Source organism: Isoptericola jiangsuensis, from assembly GCF_048320105.1.
Classification (GTDB): domain Bacteria; phylum Actinomycetota; class Actinomycetes; order Actinomycetales; family Cellulomonadaceae; genus Isoptericola; species Isoptericola jiangsuensis_A.
Window position 1 is genome coordinate 3,114,926 of sequence record NZ_CP182942.1, and the last position, 23,786, is coordinate 3,138,711.

A 23,786-nucleotide genomic window follows, 5' to 3' on the forward strand; every position below is an offset into this window, starting at 1 on the left:
CCTGGTGGAGACGGCCGGAGACACGGGAGGCCCTGGCGGATCGTCCGCCAGGGCCTCCCGTGGGGTGCTACCTCACCAGGAGGCGTTGCGTGCCAGCTCCAGGGCCATCTCCTGCCACCAGGCGCCGGCGCTCGGGCCGCCGTTGCAGCTGCCGTCCGACTCGCCGGGCAGCTTGACCCACAGCAGGGCGTCGAGCCCGGAGGCCTCGTTCACGACGGTGGGGCGCTCGCCCAGCGCGCGACCGCGCGGGTTGCACCACTCGCCGTTGGAGCCGTTGCCGTTGCGGGAGGTGTCGATCACGAACCGCGCTCCGCCGGTCAGCGCCGAGATCTGCTCGCCGTAGGCGCGCTCGGCCGCCGTCGTGTTGTAGTTCGACGTGTTGAGCGCGAACCCGACGGCGTGGTCGAAGCCGATCTGGTTCAGTCGGCCGGCCACCTCGGTGGGGCTGAGCCATCCCGAGTGTCCGGCGTCGATGTAGACGCGCCCGCCGGCCTCGGTGAGCTGCTCGGCCGCGTACTGCAGGTAGCCGACCCGGTCCCCCTGGCCGTCGCACGCACCGAGCTGGGCGAGGGCGTCGGGCTCGAGGATGATGTTCGGCTCGCCCTGGATGCCGGCGGCGACCTCGTCGATCCAGGCGGCGTACTCGCTCTCGGCGACACCACCGCTGGAGTGGTTGCCGCAGTCGCGGCCCGGGATGGCGTAGACCGCGATGGTCGGGGTGGTGCCGTCGGCGGCCGCGCGACCGGTGTAGTCGGCGACGGCCTCGCGCTCGGTCACGGCGTCGTTCCAGTTGCCCACCCAGTAGGCCTGCGGGGTCAGGGCGATCTTGGCGAGCAGGTCCTTGTCGGCGCCGCTCGCCGCCTGCCAGGCGCTGTAGGACTGGTTGGCGGTGTCCACGTAGAGGTCGCCGGCGGGCGCCGGGTCATCGGTGGGTTCCTCGCTCGGTTCCTGCGAGGGTTCCTCGGTGGGCTCCTGGGAGGGCTCCTCGCTGGGGTCGTCGGTGGGGTCCTGCGACGGCTCGGCCGTCGGTGTCGGGTCGGGGACGTCGCCCGTGCAGGCGGTGCCGTTCAGCGTGAAGGCGCCGGGCACCGGGTTCGACCCGTTCCACGAGCCGATGAAGCCGAACGTGGCGGTGCCGTCGGTGGCGAGACCGGCGTTCCAGGCGACACCGCTGGCGGTGACCGCCGATCCGGACTGTGCGACGGTCGCGTTCCAGGCCTGGGAGATGTTCTGGCCCGACGCCGCCGTCCAGCCGAGCTCCCAGTGGTCCACCGGTGAGCCGAGGTTCGTGACCGAGATCTCGCCCTGGAATCCGCCGGTCCACTCACCGACCACGCGGTAGTCGACGCTGCACCCTTCGGCGGCCGCCGCGCTCGACGCGACGACGGTGGCTCCGCCGACGGTGAGCAGGCTTGCGGCGGCGGCGAGGGCGGTCCAGCGGGTTCGTCGTCGTACCGGCTGCATTCGAGGCTCCGTTCGTGGGGCGTGGGTGTCGGGGACCGTCACGCTACGAGGACGCCCCGGACGACCCAAATGCCTAAACGTTTAGGATCCGGTGCCGTGGCGGGCCTCGACGACGCGACGACGGCCCGGCAGCCGTGGGGCTGCCGGGCCGTAGCGACCGTAGCGGTGATGAACACGCTCTGACCAGGCCTGTCGCGGAACTCGGACCTGCTGGAGCTCGGGCCTGCCGCTGGTCAGACGAGGTCGCGCACCGCCGCGTACTGCTCGCGCACCACGGGGCGCGGGTCCGCGTCCAGCGTCGTGGCGACGCTCGTGGCCCAGGAGGGGGCGTCGGCGTGCGGGTCGGACGCCGACGCCAGCACCCACGCCGCCTGGCGAGCCGCGCCGTCGGCGACGTACTCCCCGGGCTCGGGGATCGTGATCGGCAGGCCGAACACCTGGGTGGCGACCTGCTGGACGGCGGGGGACTGGGCGGCACCGCCGATCAGCATGACCCGCTCGACGGGGACGCCCTGCGCGCGCAGCGCGTCCAGCCCGTCGGCGAGGCCGCACAGCATGCCCTCGACGTGGGCGCGGGCGAGGTGCTCGCGCGTGCTGGTGGCGAGGCGGATCCCGTGCAGGGTGCCGGTCGCGTCCGGCCGGTTGGGGGTGCGCTCACCCTCCAGGTAGGGCACCAGGACGAGGCCGTCGGCGCCGGGCGGGGCTGCCAGGGCGAGGTCGGCGAGGGCGTCGAACCCGACGTCGAGGATCGCGCGGGCGGCGTCGAGCACGCGGGCCGCGTTGAGGGTGACGGCGAGCATGAGGGCGTTGCCGGTCGCGTCGGCGAACCCGTTGATCGCGCCGGAGCCGTCCGCGGTGCGGCGGGGCGCCACCGCGGAGACGACGCCGGAGGTGCCGATCGAGATCGCGATGTCGCCCGGCGTCATGCCGAGCCCCAGGGAGGCACCGGCGTTGTCCCCGGCGCCCGGGCCGAGCAGCGCGCCGCCGTGCGCGTCCCGGCCGGCCACCGACGGGTGGGCGACGCCCGCGCACTCCGCGGGGCCGAGCACGCGCGGCAGCACGACGTCGTCGCGCCCGAGCGCGAGGCGCAGCAGGTCAGGGCGGTAGGCGCCAGCGCCGTCGTCGGCCTGCGCGTCGTAGTAGCCGGTGCCCGACGCGTCCGACCGGTCCGTGGTCAGCCGGTCCAGCTGCGGGCCCAGGGGAGCGGTGGGGTCGTCGGCGGGCCCGTACCCGGCGATGCGCCAGGTCAGCCAGTCGTGGGGGAGCGCGACCGCGGCGACGCGGGCGGCGTTGTCGGGCTCGGCGTCGCGCAGCCAACGCAGCTTGGTGACGGTCAGGGAGGCGACGAGCACGGACCCCACGGCGTCGGCCCAGGCCTGCGCGCCCGCCTGCGGGTCGCCGTCGCCCAGCTCGGCGACGAGGTCCTGCGCGGCGGCGGCGGAACGGTTGTCGTTCCACAGCAGGGCGTCGCGGACCACGCGGCCGTCGGCGTCGAGCGCGACCAGGCCGTGCTGCTGGCCGCCGACGGCGATCGCGGCGACGTCGTCCAGCCCGCCCGCGGCGGCGGCCGCCTCGCCGAACGCCGTCCACCAGGCATCGGGGTGGATCTCGGTGCCGTCGGGGTGCTTGGCGGACCCGGAGCGCACGAGGGCGCCGGTCCCGGCGTCGCGGACGACGATCTTGCAGGACTGCGTGGAGGTGTCCACGCCGGCCACGAGGGGCATCTTCGCTCCAGGAAGTTCTCGAGAGCCGTCAGGCTCTCGCGCGGGCGCACCTGCGCGAGAGCCTGACGGCGCGGGGGGTGGTGGTCAGCCGATGAGGTGACGCAGGGCGAGCTGGTGCAGGCGCACCAGGCCGTAGTCGCGCTCGGCGGTGGCGTCGACGTCGATCCCCTCCACGGAGGAGTCCGCCATGAAGGCGTCGAACGTCTCGCCGGCGCCGAGCGTCGGCTCGTTCAGCTCGAAGATGCCGGCGTGGGTGAACGCGGCCTGCACCTCGGGGTCCTCGCGGTAGGCCTTGGCCTTGGCGGCCAGGAGGTCGTAGGTCTCCATGTTGGCCTTGGCCGACTCCCACACGCCGTCGAGGTGCTCGGTGCGCGAGGGCTTGTAGTCGAAGTGGCGCGGGCCCTCGTAGCGCGGCCCTCCGTTCGGGAACCCGTTCTCCAGCAGGTCGACGGTGAAGAACGCGTTGAGCAGGTCCCCGTGGCCGAACACCAGGTCCTGGTCGTACTTCGGGCCGTGCTGGCCGTTGAGGTCGATGTGGAACAGCTTGCCGCAGTACAGCGCGAGCGCGAGGCCGTGCGTGTAGTTCAGGCCCGCCATCTGCTCGTGGCCCGTCTCCGGGTTGAGGCCCACGATGTCGCCGTTGTCGAGGGTGTCGATGAGGGCGATGGCGTGGCCGATGGTCGGCAGGAAGATGTCGCCGCGGGGCTCGTTCGGCTTCGGCTCCAGGCCGATGCGCAGGTCGTAGCCCTTGGCCTTGATGTAGGCGGCGACGGTGTCGATGCCCTCGGCGTAGCGGGCGTGGGCGGCGTGCAGGTCCTTGGAGTTGTCGTACTCGGTGCCCTCGCGCCCGCCCCACATGACGAACGTGGAGGCGCCCATCTCGGCGGCGTTGTCGACGCTGCGCAGCACCTTCTTCAGGCCGAACCGGCGCACGTCGCGGTTGTTGGAGGTGAACGCACCGTCCTTGAAGATCGGGTGGCTGAACGTGTTGGTGGTGACCATCTCGCACACGAGCCCGGACTCCTGGGAGGCCTTCTTGACGGCGTCGATCCCGGCCTGGCGCTCGGACTCCGAGGCGCCGAAGGGGAACACGTCGTTGTCGTGGTAGGTGAAGCCCCACGCACCGAGGTCGGCGAGCTTGCGGATCGACTCGGCGGGGTCGAGCTCGGGCCGGGTGGCCGAGCCGAACGGGTCGTTGGCCGGCCAGCCGATGGTCCACAGGCCGAACGAGTACTTGATGTCGCTCACGGGTTCTCCTCGTCGAGTCGCACGCCGGCGTCCCCGGCGTTTGTTGTATGACTGAACTATTGCCGGTCGTTGGGCTAGAGTCAAGACGTGAGCGCTCACCCGACGACGACGCAGCACACGCCGGGCACGCCCGCGCAGCCTGGATCCAGCGCGTCCCGCCAGCACACGCTGCGGATCCGCAACCTGCGACTCGTCGCGCGGGCCATCTACGACGCCGCCGCCGGACCGGCCGGGCGGGACGGCGCCGTTCCACCGTCCCGCGCCGACGTCGCCGCCGCCACCGGACTCACCCGCGCGACCGTCTCCACGCTCGTCGACCGGCTCGTGGCCGCCCGGCTCGTCGCCGAGCTCGCGCCCGTCGCCGTCCAGCGCGCCGGGCGCCCCGCCGTGCCCCTCGTCCCCGCCGCCCGGACCGTCGTCGGGCTCGGCCTCGAGGTCAACGTCGACTACCTCGGCGTGCGCGTCCTCGACCTCACCGGCGACGTCCTGGACGAGGTCGTGGAGCGCGGCGCGTTCCACGACTCCGACCCCGCGGCCGTCCTCGGCCGGCTCGGCCACCTCGCCGCCGCCGTCGTCACCCGCGCCCGGGCCGAGGGGCTGCGCGTCGCCGCAGCCCGCCTCGCCCTGCCCGGCCTGGTCGACGCCCGCACCGGCGAGCTCGAGGTCGCCCCCAACCTCGGCTGGTCCTCCCTGCACCCCGTGCCGGCCCTCGGCCTCGGCGACCTGCCCGTCCAGGTCGCCAACGAGGCCAAGCTCGCCGCGCTCGCCGAGCTCGCCGACGCCGACGTCCCCGACTCCTTCCTCTACGTCTCCGGTGACGTCGGCATCGGCGCCGCCATCGTCGTCGAACGTGCCCTGTTCCTCGCCGAGCGCGGCTGGAACGGCGAGGTCGGGCACGTCGTCGTCGACCCCGCCGGTCCGCGCTGCTCCTGCGGGGCGCACGGCTGCCTCGAGCAGTACGCCGGCAAGGAGGCGGTGCTGCGGGCCGCCGGGCTCCCGGCCGACGCCCCGCTGGGCGACCTGATCGCACTGCTCCGGACCGACGGCGGGACTGTGGACGGCGGGACTGCGGCAGGGCAGGTGCGCGCCGCCGTCACCCGCGCGGGACAGGCGCTCGGGTCGGCGCTCGCGGACTTCGTCAACCTCACGGGGGTGTCCACCGTGGTGCTCGGCGGGGTGTACGCCGCGCTCGAGCCCTGGCTGCGCGGCCAGGTCGAGGCCGGGCTGAGCGAGCGGGTGCTGGCCGCGCCCTTCGCGCCGGTCGAGGTGCGGGCCGCGGCGGCGGGCGAGCACGCGGCGCTGACCGGGGGAGCGCGGGAGGTGCTGCGCGAGGTCGTCGCAGACCCGGCGGCCTGGACCTGATCCGTCGCGCTGTCATCATGCGCTGTCACCTCGCGCGATTGCCTCTCGCACGGGCTCGGACGCTAGGCTGTGGGGCGCACGCGCCTGTAGCTCAGTGGATAGAGCAACCCTCTCCTAAAGGGTAGGTCGGAGGTTCGAATCCTCTCAGGCGCACCATCCCGGCGGCCCGCTCGAGCAGGCCGAACCAGCGCGCCGGACCGGCAGGCCGAACCAGCGCGCCGGATCAGTCGGCCTCGGTGTGCGCGATGTTCGACAGGTGCCGCCACACCAGGACGAGCGTGAGCCCGGCGCCGACGAACGCGAACCAGAACGGCGCCGTGATGCCCCACAGGTCCGCGAGGACGCCACCGAGGGCGTTGCCCACGACGATGCCGCCGAACAGGCCGACCATGTAGACCGACCCCACCCGGCCCTGCAGGGCCGTCGGCACGGCGCGCTGGCGCACGGTGTTGGCCACGGTGCCCCAGACGAACGCGTACACGCCGAACACGAACATCACCACCATGGCGACCCAGCCGGTGGTGGCCAGCGCGAGCGCGAGGTGGAACACGACCTCCAGGGACAGCGACACCTTCATGAGGGTCGCCAGCGAGAAGCGGCGCTCGAGGCGGCCGTAGACCAGGGTGCCGACGATGCCGCCGACCCCGGTCGCGGTGGTGAGGAGCCCGTACCCGACGGGCCCCATGCCCAGGTGCTCCGTCGAGTACAGGACGAGCACGGCCCAGGGCGCCGCCCACGTGAGGTTGAAGGTGAAGATGACCAGCGCGAGGGTGCGCACGGGCGGGTTGGTCCACAGCCAGCGCAAGCCGTCGGCGATGTCGCGACGCACGTGCGTGGAGGCCTCGCGGGGCGTCCTGGCGGGCAGCGTCATCCGGCTGACGAGGACCACGGCGAGCAGGCCGCACACGAGCTGCACGGCGAACGGCCACACCGTGCCGACGGCGAAGAGGAACGCTCCGAGCGGGGGCCCGGCGAGCTGGTTGCCGGTGAGGAACCCTGCCTGCAGCCGGGCGTTGCCGGTACCGAGGTCCCGCTTGTCCACGAGCATCGGCAGCAGGGTCTGGGCGGCGGAGTCCGAGAAGACCTCGGCCGTCCCCATGAGCAGCAGGGCCGCGAGCACGACGACGATGCTCACCTGCCCGGTGACGATCGTGGCGCAGAGCACGGCGATGACGACGGCGCGCAGGAGGTTGGAGACGATGACGATCCGACGGCGGTCCCAGCGGTCCGCCAGGGCACCGGCCCAGAGCCCGAGCACGAGCCAGGGCAGGCGCTGCAGGAGTGCGGCGAGGGCCACGAGGGTCGCGGAGTCGGTCAGGGACGCCACCAGCAGGGGCCCGGCGGCCAGGGCGATCCCGTCCCCGATGTTGCTCGTCCAGCTCGACGCGAGCATCCAGCGGAACGGGACGCCCATCCGGGCGGGGACGACGGCTTCGAGGAGGTGCCTCACGTGACGACAGTATGCGGCCCGCGCACCCCCACCCGCACGAATATGTGCGGGGACCTGCGAGAACATCTCCGGGGACAAGTTTCACCCGCCGTGTTGACGTGGCGTGTGTCACCCGTGCAGACTTCCTGTGACAGCGCGCACCGCCCGCCCCCTGCGCGGTGCGCGCTGTCTTCATGCGCACTGTCCTGGTGGGGCTTGCCTTCCCGATATCACGGCTTCACGGGGCCTGTTCCCTCCCGCCCGCGGTGAGCCTCCCGTCGGCACTCTCCCCGCTGACTCCCCTCCGGAGACACCCTGCCCGCGATTGTCGGCGACACCGGCGCGCCCTGGCGGGTCACGTCCGAGCGCCGTTCTACCGTGCTGACGTGAGAGTGCTGCGTCGATCCACCGCCGCGGCCGCCGCCGCGCCCGCCGTCGAACCGCAGGAGGTCGAACCTCCCGCGGGAGCCGCCGCTGCGGCCGATCCCGCCGCCGCGCCCGAGCGACCCGCCGGTCCCGACACCGGGGTGCCGACCGGGCCCGACGCCGTCCGCTCGAACCCCGGTCCCACCACCACGACCCCGATGGTCGACGCCGTGCGCCGATGGCGTGCCGGGCTCGTCGACCTCGTCGGCGGGTCGAGCCTGGCCGACGTCGGACTGCTCGGCGAGGCCGTCGTCGACCTGTCCGCGGCCCACCCCTCCGGGGTCGCCCAGCTCTTCGCCGGACGCCCCACCCGGCTGTCCAACCTCGTGCGCGAGCCCGCCACGTTCCCCACCGCGCGCCGTCGGGCCCGCGCCGTCGCCGTCCGCTCCGCCGAGCACGCCGCACGCTACGGGCTCGCCCCCACCTACCTCGCGATCGGCGTCGCGACCTGGACCGAGCAGGTCGACGCCGCCGGCGAACCCACGGGCGACGGGCGCAGCGACCTGACGGCGCTCGCCGAGGTCGCGTCCTCCGCCACCGCGGCCAGCGCCACCTCCCCGAGCACCCCGCCGGCAACGGCGGACGGCACCGACTCGGCCGACGAGGCCGACTCCGGCCCGCCGTTGACGACGTCCATCCCCGTGGTCAGCGTCGCCCGGCAGGACGGCCCGGCCCGCCGCACGACGCCCGGTCCGATCGACGACGTCGTCGGCACCCGCACCGTCCACGCGCCCGTGCTGCTGCGACCCGTCACGATGACCCCTCGCGGCGACGGCGAGACCGACTACGAGCTCACGCTCGAACCGACCGCCGAGGTGAACCCGCTGCTCGTGCGCGCGCTGCGCGCCCGCGGCACCCGCCTCGACGCCGCCGGCCTCGCCCAGGCGACGTTCACCGCCGCCGGGTTCGTGCCCGACGACGTGCTCGCCCGCATCGGAGCCGTCGCCGCCGAGCAGCTCGACGACCTCGAGATCGAGCAGCGGGTGCTGGTCGGCACGTTCGTGCACCCCGGTCAGGCGCTCGTGGACGACCTGGACGAGCTCGCCCCCGCCCTCGGGCGGCACGAGGTCGCGGCGGCGCTCGCCGGCGCGGAACCGGCCCGCCGCAAGGTCGCGGACGTCGAGCTGCCCGCACCGCGTCGTGGCGACGCCGACCCGGTGCGCGAGCGCGGCGTCGGCGACCTGGACCCCTACCAGCGGCACGTCGTGGACGTGCTGGGCACGGGCAGCCACGTGTTCGTCGACGCTCCGGTGGGTGCCGACGTCGCCGGGACGGTCGCGGCGGTCGTCGCCGAGGCCGCGGCGGCGGGCCGCTCCGTGCTCTACGTGACGGGTCACCGCCGTGCGGCGGACCGTCTGGCCCAGCGGCTCGAGGAGCTCGGGCTCGAAGGGCTCACCCTGGACGTGACGCCCCGCCCCACGTGGCGCGAGGACATGGCCCAGCGGCTGCTGGAAGCGATGGCGACGGAACCGGAGCAGGTCGACCCCGCCGGGCCCGCCGCCGTCCGCGACGCCCTCATCGGGGCCCGCGCGCAGCTCACGGGCTACATCGACGCCCTGCACGTGCAGCGCGGGCCGTGGGGCGTGTCCGCCTACGACGCGCTGCAGGAGCTCGCACGGCTCACCTCCGAGCGCCCGGCGCCGTCCACGACGGTGCGGCTCGCCTCGGAGACGACCCTCGCCCTGGACGGGGACCGTCGCCACCGGCTCGCGACCGACCTGGAGCGGGCCGCCACGCTCGGGGCGTTCACCCTGCGTCCCTCGGCGACGCCCTGGTTCGGTGCGCACCTGCTCACGATGGACGAGGCGCGCGACGCACTGGCGCGCGTGCGCCGCCTCAAGGAGGCGACGCTGCCGCAGCTGCGCCGGCAGATCGCCTACACCGGGGAGGTCACCGGCCTCGAGACGCCGACGACGATCTCGCGGTGGGGCGCACAGCTCGGGATGCTCGCCGGGATGCGCAGCACGCTCGACGTGTTCCACCCGATGGTGTTCGAGCGCACCGCGACCGACATGGTCCAGGCGACGGCTTCGCGCGCGTGGCGCACCGAGAACGGCGTCGAGATGGGCTGGTTCACCCGGCGTCGGCTGCGCAAGCGGGCGCGGGACATGGTGCGTCCGGGCGTGCGGGTGCCGGACCTGCACGCCGCGCTCGTCGAGGTGTCCGCGCAGCGCGAGCTCTGGGCGGAGCACTCCTCGCGCGGCGGCTGGCCCACCCTGCCGGAGGGCCTGGCCACCATCGAGGACACCTACGAGGCGGTGCGCATCGACCTCGCCGAGCTCGAGCCGGTGCTGGCCCCGACGACGCACGGCGGTCGACTTCTCGACCTGGACCTCGACGCGCTCTCCGAGCGTCTGCACCAGCTGGTCTCCGACCCGGAGGCCCTGGAGACGCTGCCGGAGCGCACGAGCCTGCTGCGGCGTGCCCGCGAGGCCGGGGTCGGTGAGCTCGTGGACGACCTGACGACCCGACGCGTCGACGCGACCCTCGTCGCGGCCGAGCTGGACCTGGCCTGGTGGTCGAGCGTGTTCGAGCAGATGCTCGCCTCCGAACCGGTGCTGGCCGAGCAGGACGGCGCCGGGCTGGACGCGCTGGCCCGCCGGTTCCGGGACCTGGACGTCCGGCACCTGGCGTCGCTGTCGCAGCCGGTGCGCGTCGCGGCGCGCGCCCACCTCGGTGCGGCGATGCGGGAGGACCGCGAGAGCGCGGAGGCGATGTTCGCCGAGCTCATCGAGGGCCGGATGACGTCGCTGCGCGACCTCGTGGACCGGTACGGCGACGTCGCACGGCGGCTGCGCCCCGTCGTGCTCGCGACGCCGACCCTGGTGCCCCACCTGCTGCCCGCGCACCGCACCGTCGACCTCGTCGTGCTCGACGCCGTGCAGCACGTGCCCACCGAGGTGGTGCTCCCGGCGGTCGCCCGTGGCCGGCAGGTCGTCGTGGTGGGCGACGCGCGGACCGCGTCCGGGACCTCCGTGGCGGAGCTCGCGGAACTGCTGCCCGGCGTCTCGTTGCTGCCGCGCGAGAACCTGCGCGACCCCGAGCTGACCCGGCTCCTGGCCGCGCACGGCTACGGTGACCTGCTGCGTCCCGCGCCCGTGCCCCGCGCGGACGCCCTGGTCCGGCTCGACGTCGTCGACGGCACCGGCATGCCCGACCCGACCTCCGGCGCCGTCGAGAGCACCCGCGCCGAGGTGGAGCGGGTCATCGAGGTCTCCATCGAGCACGCGCTGACCCGCCCCGAGGAGACCCTCGGCATCGTCACCGTGACGGCCGCGCACGCGGACCGCATCCGCGACGCCCTGCTGTCGGAGGTCCGCTCGAACCCGGCCCTCGCCCCGTTCTTCTCCGGGCGCCGCCCCGAACCCGTGGTCGTCGCGGACATCACCGGCGTGGCTGGTCTTCAGCGCGACACGATCCTGCTGTCCCTCGGGTTCGGACGCACCCCGCACGGTCGGGTCCTGCACCGCTTCGGCGTGCTCGGCTCCGACGGCGGGGGAGCGATGCTCCTCGGCGCGCTGGGTGCCACCCGGCGCCGTCTGCACGTGGTGTCCTGCTTCGCCGCGGACGCGCTCGACCCGGACCGGTTGCGCGGCAAGGGCCCGCGCCTGCTGCGCGAGCTGCTGGAGCTCGCCGAGAAGCGCACCGGTGTCGCCGACCAGGTCGTGCTCGGCAACGGCGTCGACGTGGGGGAGGCGTCCGACCGCCTCGTGACCGACCTCGGCGAACGGCTGTGGCGTCTGGGCTACCTGGTCGAGGCGGACTACGGCACGGGCGACGGCGACCGCATCCCCCTGGCCGTCGGGCACCCCGACCTGCCGGGCGAGCTGCTCGTCGCCGTGCTGACGGACGACGCCGCCTACGTGGCCGAGCCGTCGGTGCGGGTGCGCGACCGGCAGCTCGCGCAGCGGCTCGAACGGTTGGGCTGGACCGTCACGCAGGTGTGGTCGGCCGCGGCGTTCCTCGACCCGGACGGGGAGGCCGACCGGGTGCGCCGGCTCGTGCAGCAGGTGCGAGACGAGCGGGTCGGCACGCCCGGCGGCGTGCCCGTCCCGCCGGAGGTCGTCGTCCCGGTGCTGCCCGACGAGGCGGACCCGGAGGGCGACGCGCCCGAGCCCGTCGTCGTCGATCCGGACGCCGGTCCGGACGCCGGTCCGGACGCCGGTCCGGACGCCGGTCCGGACGCGGACGACGGCGCGGCCGCCTCGCCCCGCTGAGCCGACCGTCGCGCGGCTCGCCGACGGCCCGAGGACGGCGGGCGCAGGAGGACAATGGGGCTCATGAGCGGCTCCGCCCCGAACTCGACCGACTCCTCCGGCACGCCCGCGGGCACGCCGGAGGACCTGCCCGGCACCCCTGCCGGCACACCGCCCCGCCGTCGTCCGCGTCGTGCGGTCCGCCGCGGCACCGAGCGGGAGACGGTGTGGGGCGCGACCGTCGACGACCAGGGCGACCACGGGTCGAACGACGACCGGCTGCAGCGGGACGTCCCCCGCACTGGTGAACCGGGCGTGCCGGTTCACCTGGGCCGTGGGGCTCAGCGGTCTTCCGGTTCAGTGACCGTCAGGCTCGGTGACCGTCGGGGTCAGCGCCGTTCGTGGTCGGCGGCCAGCAGGTCACGGATCTCGGCGAGCAGGACGACGTCGGGCTCGGGCACCGGTGCCGGCTCGGGCTCCTTGCCGCGTGCCCGGCGCTCGGCGAGGGCGTTCATGGGCAGCACCACGGCGAGGTAGAGCGTCGCGGCGACGATGAGGAACTTCAGCAGCGGGTCGAGGAACAGCCCGATGCTGAACTCCGCGGAGTTGATCGTGAACTCCCCGACCTCGGAGATGTCGGTCTGGCCGAACACCGCCGCGATGAACGGGTTGATCAGGCCGTCGAGCAGGCCGGTGACGACGGCGCTGAACGCCGTGCCGATGACGATGCCGACGGCGAGGTCGACGACGTTGCCGCGCATGATGAACGTCTTGAAGCCGGACAGCATCCGGGTGCTCCTCTGGTGGTGACGGTGGGTGCGGCCCATGGTTCGCCGAGAGCGGGGGATGGTGCAAGTCAGGTCCCGGTCAGGGCACGAGCACGGCGGCGGTGGCACCCCAGCCCGAGGCCGTGGACACCGCGGCGGCCTCGTCCGGGTCCACGGCCAGCAGCGTGACCTCCTGTGCCGTCGTGCGCGTCCCGACGCCGTCCAGCAGGCCGCCACCCTGCCCGGCGCCGTCGTCCCCACCGTCGAGGGCTCCGGCGAGTCCCGGCAGCACCAGTGCGCGCCGCGCCAGGTAGTCGCCGTCGTCGTCGGTGGCGACCAGGTCGACGCGGTCACCGGGCCGCAGCCAGGTCGCCTCCACGAGTCGCACCGCGACGACGACGGTGCCCGCCGGGGCCTGCGCCGCCAGCCCGCCTCCGGTCACCAGCGCGGTGTGCAGGGGAGCGCCGGCCGGGAGGGGACGGCCGGTGACCTGCCGACCGCGTCGTCCGGGTCGGTCACCAGGGTCGGTGCGAGGTCGGCGTCCACGGCGACGGTGGTGAGGTCGCCCGCGGTCAGCAGCGTCCCCGCCTCCACGGGTCGCGCCGTGACGACGACGTCGCGGGTCTGCGGGGGTGGCGGGCGCAGGGCGGAGACCGTCGCCGTGGCCGCGAGCCCGCAGCAGAGAGCCGCGACGACGAAGCGGGCGCGCCACGCGACCAGGCGTGCACGCCGCAGGAGCCGGGATCCGGCGGAGGTGTCCATGCCCGGCACGCTAGGCGCGGGCGGGCGGCCGTCTGCGGGACGTGCCGGCCACCTGTGGACGGCCGGCAGGTGTGGTCGACCTGCCGGGCGGTGATCAGGCGGAGGCGGTCTTCGACGCGCCCGTGGAGGACCCGCTGGAGGACGAGCCAGCGGACCCGCCGGAGGACGAACCACCGGAGGACGAGCCGCCCGACGTCGAGCCGGAGCCCGACGAGCCCGAGGACTTCGAGGCCGACGTCGAGCCGGAGGAGCTGCGCGAGTCGTTGCGGTAGAAGCCCGAACCCTTGAACGTGACACCCACGGAGCCGTACTGCTTGCGCAGCTGCCCGGCGCACTCGGGGCAGGTGGTCAGGGCGTCGTCGGTGAACGCCTGGTGGATGTCGAAGGCGTGGCCGCAGTCGGCGCACCGGTAGGCGTAGGTGGGCACGGGGGGATCTCCTCGAGGATCTGGCACTCAGTCGTTGCGAGTGCCAATCATACGCGGACGGTAGTCTCGCCTGCGTGTCATCGAGCGCCTCACCCGCATCGAACGAACCGGACCCGACCCCCGAGGTCGACGAGATCCAGGAGGACGACGTCGAGCAGGCTCCGCAGTCCCGCCTGCGCCGCACCGCCGTCGGGGTCGCCGTCGTCGTCGCGCTCGCCCTCGTCGCGGCCGTCACCTTCACCGTCGTCACGGTCCGCAAGCCGCTGCCGGAGGTGTCCGGCGAGCTGACGCTGCCCGGGCTCGGCGCCGACGTCACCGTCCACCGCGACGCCCAGGGCGTCCCGCAGGTGTACGCCTCGTCGTCCGCCGACCTGTTCGCCGCGCAGGGCTACCTGAACGCCCAGGACCGGTTCTTCGAGATGGACTACCGCCGGCACGTGACCGCCGGGCGCCTCGCCGAGCTCGTGGGCGACGTCCCCGCGGCGATCGAGGCGGACAGCGTGATCCGCACCATGGGGTGGCGGCAGGTCGCCGAGGAGGAGTGGAACCTGATCTCGCCCGAGACCCAGTCCTACCTGCAGGCGTACGCCCAGGGCGTGAACGCCTACCTCGCGGACCGTTCCCCCGAGGAGCTGGGACTGGAGTACACGGTCCTCGGCGCCACGGTCGACGTCGCCTCCCCGGCGCCGTGGGACCCGGTGGACTCGCTCGCGTGGCTCAAGGCGATGGCGTGGGACATGCGCGGCAACTACGACGACGAGCTCGACCGGGCGCTCGCGTACAGCACGCTGGAGGACGTCGAGCTGGTCGACGAGCTGTACCCGGCGTACACGGCCACCGAGAACGAGCCCATCCTGCGCAAGCGTGACCTGACGACGACGCCTCCGGCGTCCGCGGAGGAGGTCTCCCGGGCCGGTCAGGAGCTGCCCGTCGGCACCGACGGCCTCGACGCGGCCGTCGAGGCCGCGGACGCCGCCCTGGACGCGGTGCCCGTGATGATCGGGCGGGGCGAGGGAGCCGGTTCGAACTCGTGGGTCGTCTCGGGCGACCACACGGCGTCGGGCGAGCCGATCCTCGCGAACGACCCCCACATGGGCCTCAGCGCCCCCGGGGTGTGGACCCAGGTGGGCCTGCACTGCACCGAGGTGGGGGAGTCCTGCCCGTTCGACGTCTCCGGGTTCTCGTTCGCCGGGTTCCCCGGGGTGATCATCGGGCACAACGCCGGCCTGGCCTGGGGTCTGACCAACCTGGGCGCCGACGTCACCGACTTCTTCGTGGAGCGGGTGCGCGACGACACGTGGCTGCGCGACGCCGAGTCCGAGGACTGGGTGTCGATGACGACGCGGACCGAGACGATCCGCGTCAACGGCGCCGACCCCGTCGACCTGGAGGTGCGCGCCACCGAGCACGGGCCGATCGTGTCGTCCGTGCTCGACGTCGGGGACGTCGTCGGCTCCCCGACCGAGGCCGGCACGGAGTTCGGCGAGTACGCCGTCTCCCTCGCCTGGACGGCGCTGCAGCCGGGTCGCACGGCCGACGCGGTCTTCGCGATGGCGACCGCCGCGGACGCCGACGACATCGCGGCCGCCGGTGCGCTCTTCGAGGTCCCGTCGATGAACATCGTGTTCGCCACCACCGACGGGCACATCGGCTACCAGGCGCCCGGCAAGATCCCGGTGCGCGACGACGTGCAGGGCCCCGTGCCCAGCGACGGCACCTGGCCCCGCCCCGGCTGGGACGCCCGCTTCGACTGGCAGGGGTACGTGGACCCGGCGGACATGCCGCGGGCCCTCGACCCCGAGGCCGGGTACGTCGTGGCGGCCAACCAGGCCGTCCTGCCCCGCAACATCGGCCCGTACCTCACCGAGGACTGGGACTACGGGTTCCGGTCGGAGCGGATCCGCACGCTGCTCGACGAGCAGATCGCGGCGGGACGCCCCTTCACGGTCGACGACATGGCCGCCGTGCAGGCCGACGACTGGTCACCGTTCGCCGCCTCGCTCGTGCCGGTGCTCCTCGACGTCGAGATCGACGACTCCTACGACGCCGCCGGCCAGGAGATCCTCGCCGGCTGGGACTACCGCACGGACGCCGACTCGGCGGCCGCGGCGTACTTCAACGCCGTCTGGCGCAACCTGCTCGAAGCCACCTTCTGGGACGACCTGCCCGCGCAGGCGCTGCCCACCGGCGGCTCACGCTGGCTCGTCGTCGTGCGCGACATGCTCGAACGCCCCGAGGACCCGTTCTGGGACGACCGGTCCACCCTGAACGTCGTGGAGACCCGCGACGAGGTGCTGACCCGCGCCCTGGTGTCCGCGCGGCACGACCTGACCGTCGAGATGTCGAAGGACCCCGACGACTGGAGCTGGGGATCGCTGCACGAGCTCGCGCTCCAGCACCCCGTCCTCGGCGGCGACGACGTCCCCGCGTTCGTGCGCGACTACTTCAACCCCGACGCGCTCCCCATGCCGGGCGGGTCGTCGATCGTCAACGCGACCTCGTGGGACGCGTCGTCCAGCTTCGGCGTGACCACCGGGCCGTCCATGCGGATGGTCGTGGACATGGCGGACCTCGACGCCTCCACCTGGGTGGCGAGCACCGGCGTGTCCGGGCATCCGGCGTCGAGCCACTACGACGACCAGCTGCGGGCATGGGCGGCGGGGGAGACCTTCGCCTGGCCGTTCAGCCGCGCCGCCGTCGAGGAGGCGAGCCAGGACACCGTGACCCTCGTGCCGTGACTCCTGTGGCGTGAGGGTGCACGCCGTCACGGTCCCCGCAGTGCCGGCTACGGCGCGGTGACCTCGCTCCACCCGTCCGGGGTGGCCACGGCGTGCACCCGCACGTCGTGGCTCTGCGCGGGCAGAGGGCGGGTGTCGGCGTCGTAGAGCTCCTCGGGGAAGATCATCGCGATCACCGGGACCTGCGGTGCGAGCTGCTTCAGGGAGCGGTCGTACCAGCCGCCGCCCTGGCCCAGGCGGGTCCCGCTGGTGTCGACGGCGAGGGCCGGCGCGATGACGACGTCGGCCTCGGTGATGGCGGCGGTGCCGAGGGTGGGGCCGCCGGGCTCGGGCGGTCGGCCCGGGGCGCGCTCGAGGAGGTCGTCGCGGCCGGCGTACTCCGCCCAGTCGCGGGCCAGCCCGGCGCCCAGGACGGGCAGCAGGATGCGCACGCCCCGGTCGGAGAGCTGGTCGAGCAGGTGCGACGTGCTGGGCTCGGCGGGGCGTGAGGCGTACGTGGCGACGGTCCGGGCCTCCTGCATCGCGGGGAACGTCGACAGGACGTCGGCGAACGCGGCGGCCGCCTGCTCGCGCAGCCGCTGGGACCTGGTCTCGCGCTGGTGACGGATGGCGCGGCGCAGCTCGTCCTTGGCGTCCTGGGTCTCCATCCCGGCGACGAGCGGGTAGAGCTGGTGGGACGTGGGAGGCCTCAGGTCGCCGTGCATGCCCTCATTGTGGCAGGGTCCTGGCACGAACCCGCTGTCGGGGCGGACGGGGAGCGGATGACCGAGACGAAGAGGTGGGCCGTGACCAGGCCGTGGCCGGTGACGCTGCGTGAGGACACGCCGTCCGGCGTGGTGGTGCTGCGCCCGTTGCGGCGTCGCGACTCCACCGCCTGGGTGCGGTTGCGCCAGGCCAACGCGAGCTGGCTGGAGCGCTGGGAGGCGACGTCCCCGGACCAGCGGGGGGCGTCGGCGTCGTTCGCGGAGTACGTCCGCGCGCTGAGCGCGCAGGCGCGCGCGGGCACCGCGCTGCCGTTCGTCGTCGAGCTGGACGGCGCGCTCGTGGGTCAGCTCACCGTGTCCTCGATCCAGCTGGGGTCGCTGTGCTCGGGGAGCATCGGCTACTGGGTCGGTCAGGAGTTCGCCGGGCGCGGCATCATCCCGACGGCGGTCGCGATGGCCACCGACTACTGCTTCGCGATCGTCGGGCTGCACCGCGTCGAGATCAACATCCGCCCGGAGAACGCCGCGAGCCTGCGCGTCGTGGAGAAGCTGGGATACCGCGACGAAGGGCTGCGCGAGCGGTACCTGCACATCCAGGGCGAGTGGCGCGACCACCGCACCTTCGCGCTCACCACCGACGACGTCCCCGGGGGCCTGCTCGCCCGCTGGCAGCAGTCGCGCGACGACCACTGAGCCGGTCACGGACGGACGGTGGAGTCCAGGTAGCGGACACGCCGCCGCGCGGTACCGGCCCGGGTGCTTGCGCTCGCCTACCTTTCATCGTGTGGACACCTCGCCGGCAGGACTCGCAGCCCTCGCGCTGCTCGTCCTGTGGCTGGGCTACTGGGTCCCGCAGCAGCTCCGGCGCCGCCAGGTGCTCGCCGACGCCGGGCTCGACGACCGGTTCTCCGAGGGTCTGCGCGTGCTGACGGTGGCCGACAAGAGTTCGACGACGGCGGGGAAGGGGCGAGCGATGCGGGCGACCAGCACGACGAGCGCGGCGACCGGCAGCGTGCCGCTCGTGGCAGGCTCCACCGGGGTGCCGACGTCGGACACCGGACGGGAGCGCACGGCACGTCTGGAGGTGCTGGAGCGGCGCGCCGCGCGCGCTCGACGGCGTCTCACGCTCACGGTGCTGCTCGTGCTGCTGACCGCGGGCGCGTGGACCGTGGTGGGGCTCGGGTACGTGCACTGGGCGGTCGCGGCCGTGCCCTCCGCGCTGCTGCTGGCCGTGCTGGTCATGGGGCGCCTCGCCGTCGTGGCGGCGCGCCGCTCCGACGCCCGCTGGCGGGCCGAGCGCCGGGCGCAGCGTCAGCGCGCCACGCAGGAGCGCACCCTCGCCCACGGCGGCCCGTACGCTCCGCGCAACCGCGCGCGCATCACCGGACGTGCGGTGCACCCGTCGTCGACGCACACGCAGATGATCCCGAGGGTGCAGCCGGCCGGCACGGCCGCGCCGGCGGCCGGGCGTGAGCCCGCCCCGCAGGCCCGGACGTCGACCGACGACGGCGCGGCGGAGGCCGAGCCCGAACGTGCGGTCGTCGTCGGCACCGTCACCGCACCCGAGTCCCGCCGCCCCGTCGGCGGGGAGCCGTGGGAGCCGGTGCCCGTGCCGCTGCCCACCTACGTCACCAAGCCGGAGGCGCCGCGGCGCGAGCAGGCGACCACCGTGCCGACCACCCGACCGCGGGTGGCGCTGCCGCCCGTGTGGGACGTCCCGGTGCAGCAGCAGCCGGCCTCCACCCGCTCTCCCGCCGAGCGCGACACGGCGCCGGACGACTCCGTGCGGGCTGACGAGCCGCGCCCGCGGACCGAGACGCTCGGCCTGCCGCTGGAGCAGATCCTCGCCCGACGCCGCGCCGCCGGCTGACCTGCGACGCACGCCACGCCCTCCGGCGCGTCCGGTTTGGTGGGACGCCGCCCCGGGGTGCTAATGTTGCTCACGCTTCACGGGGCTATGGCGCAGTTGGTAGCGCGTCTCGTTCGCAATGAGAAGGTCGGGGGTTCGAATCCCCCTAGCTCCACCACAGAAGGGCCGGGATCACCACGATCCCGGCCCTTCGCCGTGCCGGGGTGCGATGGAACGTCCCCTCGGCGCCGTTCGTCCTTCAGGTATGGGGACCACGCGAGGTCGACGACTGCCTGCGATGGGTGCGCTCGTCGTCACCGCGCTGCTGCTCACCGCGTGCACCTCGCCGAGCGACGACGCCGACGCGACACCCGGTGCCACCGCGAGTCCCGGTGCCACCGCGAGTCCCGGTGCCACCGCCGGCCCCGGTACACCGTCTCCCTCTGCGTCCCCCACTGCGTCGGCGACGTCGTCGTCCGGCACGGTGCCGCCCGGCGCCCTGCCGACCACGCCCAGCGACGCCGGTACCAGGCTGCGCGTGATCGGCGTGGTGGTGGCCGTCACCGACGACCACGTCCTGCTGCGGGACGACGGGGGCGTCGAGTGGGCCCTGACCGGGGAGGCGGTCGCGGCCCTGCGCCAGGGCCAGGAGGTGCAGGTCACGGGCACGTCCCGGCCGAGCGCGGACCTGGACGGCTACCCGGTGGTGGTGGTCGACCGGGTGGACGACAGATAGCCCCACCCGGAGCATCCCGGAGCACCCGGGCACGACGAAGGGGGCGGGAACCGCGAGGTTCCCGCCCCCTTCGTCAGCGTGCGCCCAGGATCAGGACACGCGGATCTTCATCGTGGCGTCCTTCTGGTCGAGCACCTTGATCTTCACCCCGGCGCCCGCCACCTTGACACCCACACGCTGCAGGCCGGCCTCGGCGTACGGCGTGAAGTAGCGGTTCGGGTCGGAGTCGTCGAAGACCGCGTTGCCCTTGCCGCCGCGCACGTAGCTCGGCTTGCCGTTGACGTGCAGCGTGAACGAGTCCACGCGGTCGGTGCTGAACGTGGCGTCGTAGGTCTGGATGCGACCCCGCCACGGCTGGCCCTCCAGGTTGTAGCTCACCTCGGGGTTCGCGTCGACCGGCAGCACCAGGCCCTGGCCCGGGTGCTGGCTGGTGTTGTTGTCCGTGAACGAGGTGTCCCAGTAGTTGACGAGCAGACCGTCCTGGTAGGGGAAGTGCTCCGCCCGGTCGGGCTGGGCGGGGAACCCGAAGTTGTACGGTCCCGTCTCCAGGTAGCGGTCGTAGGACACGTAGGAGCGGTAGCTGGCCAGGTAGAACTGGTCGTAGACCGACACGTCCTGCGCACCGACGGCCGCGAAGCCGTCGAGGGTCCAGCCGTTCGGCGGGTTCTCCGCACCGTCGGCGAAGATCGTCTCCCCGCCGGAGGTCACGGTGATGTCGTCGACGAACAGGCCCGACCAGCCGAGCGAGGCGTCCTGACCCTGCACGGCACCGTCGGTGACGTAGCGGGCACGGAAGCCGATCGTCTGGCCCGCGTACGGCGTCAGGTCGTAGCTGAGGCCGACGTAGCCGTCGCTGACGCCGTCGAGCCCGGTCTCGGCCGTGGTGCCCTCGTCGGGGTCGATCTGGTCGGTGGGCAGCGCCGTCCAGCTCCCGCTGCCGGCCGGGACCTCGACCTCGAGGTGGGCGTAGTCGTAGTCCTCCTCGATGTTGTAGTTCACCTGGAGGTCCAGCTGGGCCCCGGCGTCCGGGACGGCGATGTCGGAGCGCGACATGCTCGACCGGTAGTCGTCGCCGGCTCCGCTGGACCACTGCTGCTCGCCCTCGGCGGGGGTGGGCAGGTCGACGGTGACCTCCTTGTCGGGAAGCACGACCGCCACGCCCTGGGCCTTCTTCGAGTTGTACTCGTGCGGGCCGAGGTCGATCGTGCGCTTCTGGCCGGCGACGACGGTCTCGTAGTCGAGCCAGCCCAGCTGCAGCTTGTCCCAGACGCCGAGGTCGGCGGGCCGGGTGCCGATGCCCTGGTCACCTTCGGCGGACACACGGCTCTGCGCCATGAGGGTCCACCAGCTGACCGGGTTGTCCCCGCTGGCCGCGGTGTCGTAGTGGTCGGGCAGGCCCAGGTCGTGGCCGTACTCGTGCGCGACGACGGACAGTCCGCCGTTCTCCGGCTGGACCGTGTAGTCGCCCACCCAGAGGCCGGTGTTGGCGATCTCGGTGCCGCCGGCGAGGTTGTCCGCCGGTCCGGTCAGGCCGAAGTCCTGGAAGTTGGTGTACCAGCGGTGGCTCCAGATCGCGTCCTCGCCGTAGATCGGGTCGCCGTCCGCCTGGTCGCCGCCGGCGTGCACCATCTGGAACCGGTCGATGTAGCCGTCCGGCTCGTCGAAGTTGCCGTCGCCGTCGAAGTCGTAGCGGTCGCGGATGTCGAACGTGGCGAGCTCGGCCTTGATCTCCCGGTTCGTCATGCCGGCGGCCCGCTGGTCGCGGACCCACTGGCGCATGCCGTCCTCGACGAGCGCCCAGGTGTTGTTGCAGACGTTGCCGCCGCAGTAGTCGCGCCCGTAGCGCGCCTGGTTGTACTTGACGCGCGTGAAGTCGGTGACGATCCCGTCGACGGAGTAGCGGCCCGACGACTGCTTCTCGTAGTACGTCTTCAGCGACTCGACGTCCTCGCCCTCGCCGAAGTAGAGGTCCTCGTAGTAGTCGGGGGTGTACTCGGGGCGCCACTGGGTGGTGTTGTCGTCGGGTTCGGGCTCGGGGATCTCGTTGAACCGGGGCCCGTCGTAGCGCACCGGCCCCGGGGTGTCGGGGTCGCTGTCCTCGTCGGGGTAGTCCGGGTGGCGCTGGTCGCCGTACTCGACGAGCAGGACGAACACGCGGTCGGTGCGCTCGTTGTCGAGCTCGACGTACTGGGGCTGCTTCTTCTTCGCCTGCGCCAGGCGCGAGCGGCTCTGCTCGGCGGTGGCGGCGGCGGGCTCGGACCCGAGCCGGACGACGGTGTTGCCGTTGATCGTCTCCGGCTCGGCCTCGCCCTGGAGGACCTGCGCGACGGCTTCGTTGCGCAGCTCGGCCTGCTTGTCGGCGACGGGGTTGGGCAGGGAGTCGGTCGGGGCGGCGCCGGCGGGGGCCGACGGGTCGCCTGCTGGGGGTGCTGCGGTGGCGGTCCCGCTCGTGGCGGTCATGCCGAGAACTGCGATGAGCGCCGCGGCGATCGCGCCGGCGGTCTTCCTGGGTGGTCTCACGCGTCTTCCCTCTTCTGGTGTGACGAACGACCCGCCGGGATGGCCGCCGGGCCGACGAACGCACACGACACTAAACGTGATCTGCGTCACGCGATAGACGAAACGGCAAACTCGTCGCCACGGGCGACCTTCCGCGTCTCGCTCCGGTCTCGCTCCCTGGCGGCGTGCGGCGACCGCTCAGGCTGGTGTCGGGCCGGTGAACACCGGTGAACTCCGGCCGAACAGTCGACGGCGAGATCCTTCGTGCCCGTGAACCCGGTGGCGCCCGGCAACATACTGACGCTCGTGCATGACGAGATCACGCAGGTCGCCCAGCATCGCCAGCTTCGCGGTGGCGCGCGCCTCGCCGGGATCGTCGCCGACCTGGCCCGCCCCCGCACGGTCGTCGGCTCCTGGATGCCGGTGGGCCAGCTCGAGGTGATGTTCCGCGACCCCGCGGTGACCTGCGTCGTCGTGCAGGACGACGAGAGCGATCGCATCGGCATGATCGTGCGCGGAGGGCTGACGGCGGCGCTCACGGGTCGTCTCGGGTACGGGCGGGCCGTCCTGGAGCGCAAGCCGGTCGCGTCCGTCACCGACTGGGACCCCATGATCGTGCGGCCCGGCGACGCCGTGTCGAGCGTCGCGACACGTGCCATGGAGCGGGTCGAGGCGCACCGCTACGACGACGTCCTGGTGGCAGGGTCCACCTGGGGCAGCGCGAGCACCGCCGACCTCATGCGCTCGCTCGTGGCAGCGCTGGCCGAACGGTCCACGCGGGACCCGCACACCCGGCTCCCCGGCCGCGGAGCGACGTGGCACTCCTTGGCCCGCCGCTGCGACCACGTGCGCGGGTCGGCGGCGCGGGTGTCGATCGTGCTGCTGGATGTGCGGGGCATGTCCCGCCTCAACGCCCGCCACGGCACCGCGACGGGGGACGCCGTCCTGGCGGAGGTCGCGGCCCGTCTGCGGACCGACCTGCCCCGAGGGTGCGAGGCGGGCCGCGTCGACGGGGACATGTTCGCCGTGCTCGCCGTCCTGCCGCCGATGGACGACGTCCACGCCGCCGCGTCGGCGGACCAGCTCCGGCGGCACGTGCTGTCCCGGCTCGTGGAACCGTCGGGCGGGATCGACGCGCTGGTGTGGCCGCAGCTGCGGTCGTCGGTGGTGTGGTCGGCCCAGGGCGACGCCGTCCCGGACGACCTGGTGCGCGAGGCCGAGGCGAGGCTCGCGGGGGACCGGCGCGACGACGCCTCGCCGACCTTCCCGGCGTCCCCGGCCTCCCCGGTCGCGCCGACGTCGCCGCCCTCGCCCGCCTCGGCGCCCGAGGGGCGGAGGTTCTCCGACTCCGTCCGGGTCGAGCCGCCCGCCGGCGGGGCTCCGAGCCTGCCCGTGCGCCGGGCGATCTGACGTCGTCGCTGGTCGCGACCCTGCAGTGCGGGCGACACGCTGGAC

The 23,786-nt window shown here is 73.7% G+C and carries 17 protein-coding genes and 2 tRNA genes; 9 read left to right on the plus strand and 10 right to left on the minus strand.

Going from position 1 to position 23,786, the window contains the following annotated elements:
- Nucleotides 1–72: 72 nt before the first annotated feature.
- The 3 genes from ACNHYB_RS14335 to xylA form a co-directional block, all read right to left on the minus strand.
- Nucleotides 73–1,464 (minus strand): glycoside hydrolase family 6 protein, encoded by a 1,392-nt coding sequence (locus ACNHYB_RS14335; RefSeq protein ID WP_418276023.1) that lies wholly within the window; start codon nucleotides 1,462–1,464, stop codon nucleotides 73–75.
- Nucleotides 1,465–1,697: 233 nt separating this feature from the next.
- Nucleotides 1,698–3,188 carry an FGGY-family carbohydrate kinase gene (locus tag ACNHYB_RS14340; protein ID WP_418276024.1) on the minus strand — a complete coding sequence of 497 codons (1,491 nt, stop codon included), beginning with the start codon at nucleotides 3,186–3,188 and terminating at the stop codon, nucleotides 1,698–1,700.
- Between the two features lie 84 nt (nucleotides 3,189–3,272).
- Nucleotides 3,273–4,436, minus strand: a complete 1,164-nt coding sequence (xylA, locus tag ACNHYB_RS14345) for a xylose isomerase (protein ID WP_418276025.1) — start codon at nucleotides 4,434–4,436, stop codon at nucleotides 3,273–3,275.
- 87 nt (nucleotides 4,437–4,523) lie between these two features.
- Between xylA and ACNHYB_RS14350 the strand changes: the two genes are divergently transcribed.
- Nucleotides 4,524–5,798: an ROK family transcriptional regulator gene (locus ACNHYB_RS14350; RefSeq protein ID WP_418276027.1), complete on the plus strand. Its 1,275-nt coding sequence runs from the start codon at nucleotides 4,524–4,526 to the stop codon at nucleotides 5,796–5,798.
- An 80-nt stretch (nucleotides 5,799–5,878) separates the two neighbouring features.
- Nucleotides 5,879–5,954: transfer RNA gene (locus tag ACNHYB_RS14355), tRNA-Arg, on the plus strand.
- 67 nt (nucleotides 5,955–6,021) lie between these two features.
- Here ACNHYB_RS14355 and ACNHYB_RS14360 read toward each other — a convergent pair.
- A complete protein-coding gene (locus ACNHYB_RS14360; protein ID WP_418276028.1) occupies nucleotides 6,022–7,248 on the minus strand; it encodes an MFS transporter in 1,227 nt (408 codons plus the stop codon).
- Between the two features lie 365 nt (nucleotides 7,249–7,613).
- Between ACNHYB_RS14360 and ACNHYB_RS14365 the strand changes: the two genes are divergently transcribed.
- Entirely contained in the window at nucleotides 7,614–11,870 is a 4,257-nt protein-coding gene (locus ACNHYB_RS14365) for a hypothetical protein (protein ID WP_418276029.1), read from the plus strand.
- A gap of 368 nt (nucleotides 11,871–12,238) precedes the next feature.
- Here ACNHYB_RS14365 and mscL read toward each other — a convergent pair whose 3' ends face one another.
- The 4 genes from mscL to ACNHYB_RS14385 form a co-directional block, all read right to left on the minus strand.
- Entirely contained in the window at nucleotides 12,239–12,637 is a 399-nt protein-coding gene (mscL, locus tag ACNHYB_RS14370; RefSeq protein WP_418276030.1) for a large conductance mechanosensitive channel protein MscL, read from the minus strand.
- 79 nt (nucleotides 12,638–12,716) lie between these two features.
- Entirely contained in the window at nucleotides 12,717–13,058 is a 342-nt protein-coding gene (locus ACNHYB_RS14375) for a hypothetical protein (RefSeq protein WP_418276031.1), read from the minus strand.
- Nucleotides 13,055–13,378, minus strand: coding sequence for an SAF domain-containing protein (locus tag ACNHYB_RS14380; protein ID WP_418276032.1), 324 nt, complete (start codon nucleotides 13,376–13,378; stop codon nucleotides 13,055–13,057). The genes ACNHYB_RS14375 and ACNHYB_RS14380 overlap by 4 nt, the downstream gene beginning before the upstream one ends.
- A gap of 94 nt (nucleotides 13,379–13,472) precedes the next feature.
- Nucleotides 13,473–13,805, minus strand: a complete 333-nt coding sequence (locus tag ACNHYB_RS14385; RefSeq protein ID WP_418276033.1) for an FmdB family zinc ribbon protein — start codon at nucleotides 13,803–13,805, stop codon at nucleotides 13,473–13,475.
- 74 nt (nucleotides 13,806–13,879) lie between these two features.
- Between ACNHYB_RS14385 and ACNHYB_RS14390 the strand changes: the two genes are divergently transcribed.
- Entirely contained in the window at nucleotides 13,880–16,543 is a 2,664-nt protein-coding gene (locus tag ACNHYB_RS14390) for a penicillin acylase family protein (protein ID WP_418276034.1), read from the plus strand.
- Between the two features lie 47 nt (nucleotides 16,544–16,590).
- On the opposite strand, the gene ACNHYB_RS14395 is transcribed toward ACNHYB_RS14390, so the two are convergent.
- Nucleotides 16,591–17,247, minus strand: coding sequence for a 5-formyltetrahydrofolate cyclo-ligase (locus ACNHYB_RS14395; protein WP_418276035.1), 657 nt, complete (start codon nucleotides 17,245–17,247; stop codon nucleotides 16,591–16,593).
- A gap of 57 nt (nucleotides 17,248–17,304) precedes the next feature.
- On the opposite strand from ACNHYB_RS14395, the gene ACNHYB_RS14400 reads away from it, so the two are divergent.
- From ACNHYB_RS14400 to ACNHYB_RS14415, 4 genes are all read left to right on the plus strand, one after another.
- Nucleotides 17,305–17,940 (plus strand): GNAT family N-acetyltransferase, encoded by a 636-nt coding sequence (locus ACNHYB_RS14400; protein ID WP_418276036.1) that lies wholly within the window; start codon nucleotides 17,305–17,307, stop codon nucleotides 17,938–17,940.
- Between the two features lie 91 nt (nucleotides 17,941–18,031).
- Nucleotides 18,032–19,117 carry a hypothetical protein gene (locus ACNHYB_RS14405; protein ID WP_418276037.1) on the plus strand — a complete coding sequence of 362 codons (1,086 nt, stop codon included), beginning with the start codon at nucleotides 18,032–18,034 and terminating at the stop codon, nucleotides 19,115–19,117.
- Nucleotides 19,118–19,198: 81 nt separating this feature from the next.
- Nucleotides 19,199–19,274: transfer RNA gene (locus ACNHYB_RS14410), tRNA-Ala, on the plus strand.
- Nucleotides 19,275–19,394: 120 nt separating this feature from the next.
- Nucleotides 19,395–19,832 (plus strand): hypothetical protein, encoded by a 438-nt coding sequence (locus ACNHYB_RS14415; protein WP_418276038.1) that lies wholly within the window; start codon nucleotides 19,395–19,397, stop codon nucleotides 19,830–19,832.
- A 90-nt stretch (nucleotides 19,833–19,922) separates the two neighbouring features.
- Here the strand turns inward: ACNHYB_RS14415 and ACNHYB_RS14420 are convergent, their stop codons facing one another.
- A complete protein-coding gene (locus tag ACNHYB_RS14420; RefSeq protein ID WP_418276040.1) occupies nucleotides 19,923–22,352 on the minus strand; it encodes an immune inhibitor A domain-containing protein in 2,430 nt (809 codons plus the stop codon).
- Nucleotides 22,353–22,637: 285 nt separating this feature from the next.
- Between ACNHYB_RS14420 and ACNHYB_RS14425 the strand changes: the two genes are divergently transcribed.
- A complete protein-coding gene (locus ACNHYB_RS14425) occupies nucleotides 22,638–23,741 on the plus strand; it encodes a GGDEF domain-containing protein (protein ID WP_418276041.1) in 1,104 nt (367 codons plus the stop codon).
- Nucleotides 23,742–23,786: the final 45 nt, after the last annotated feature.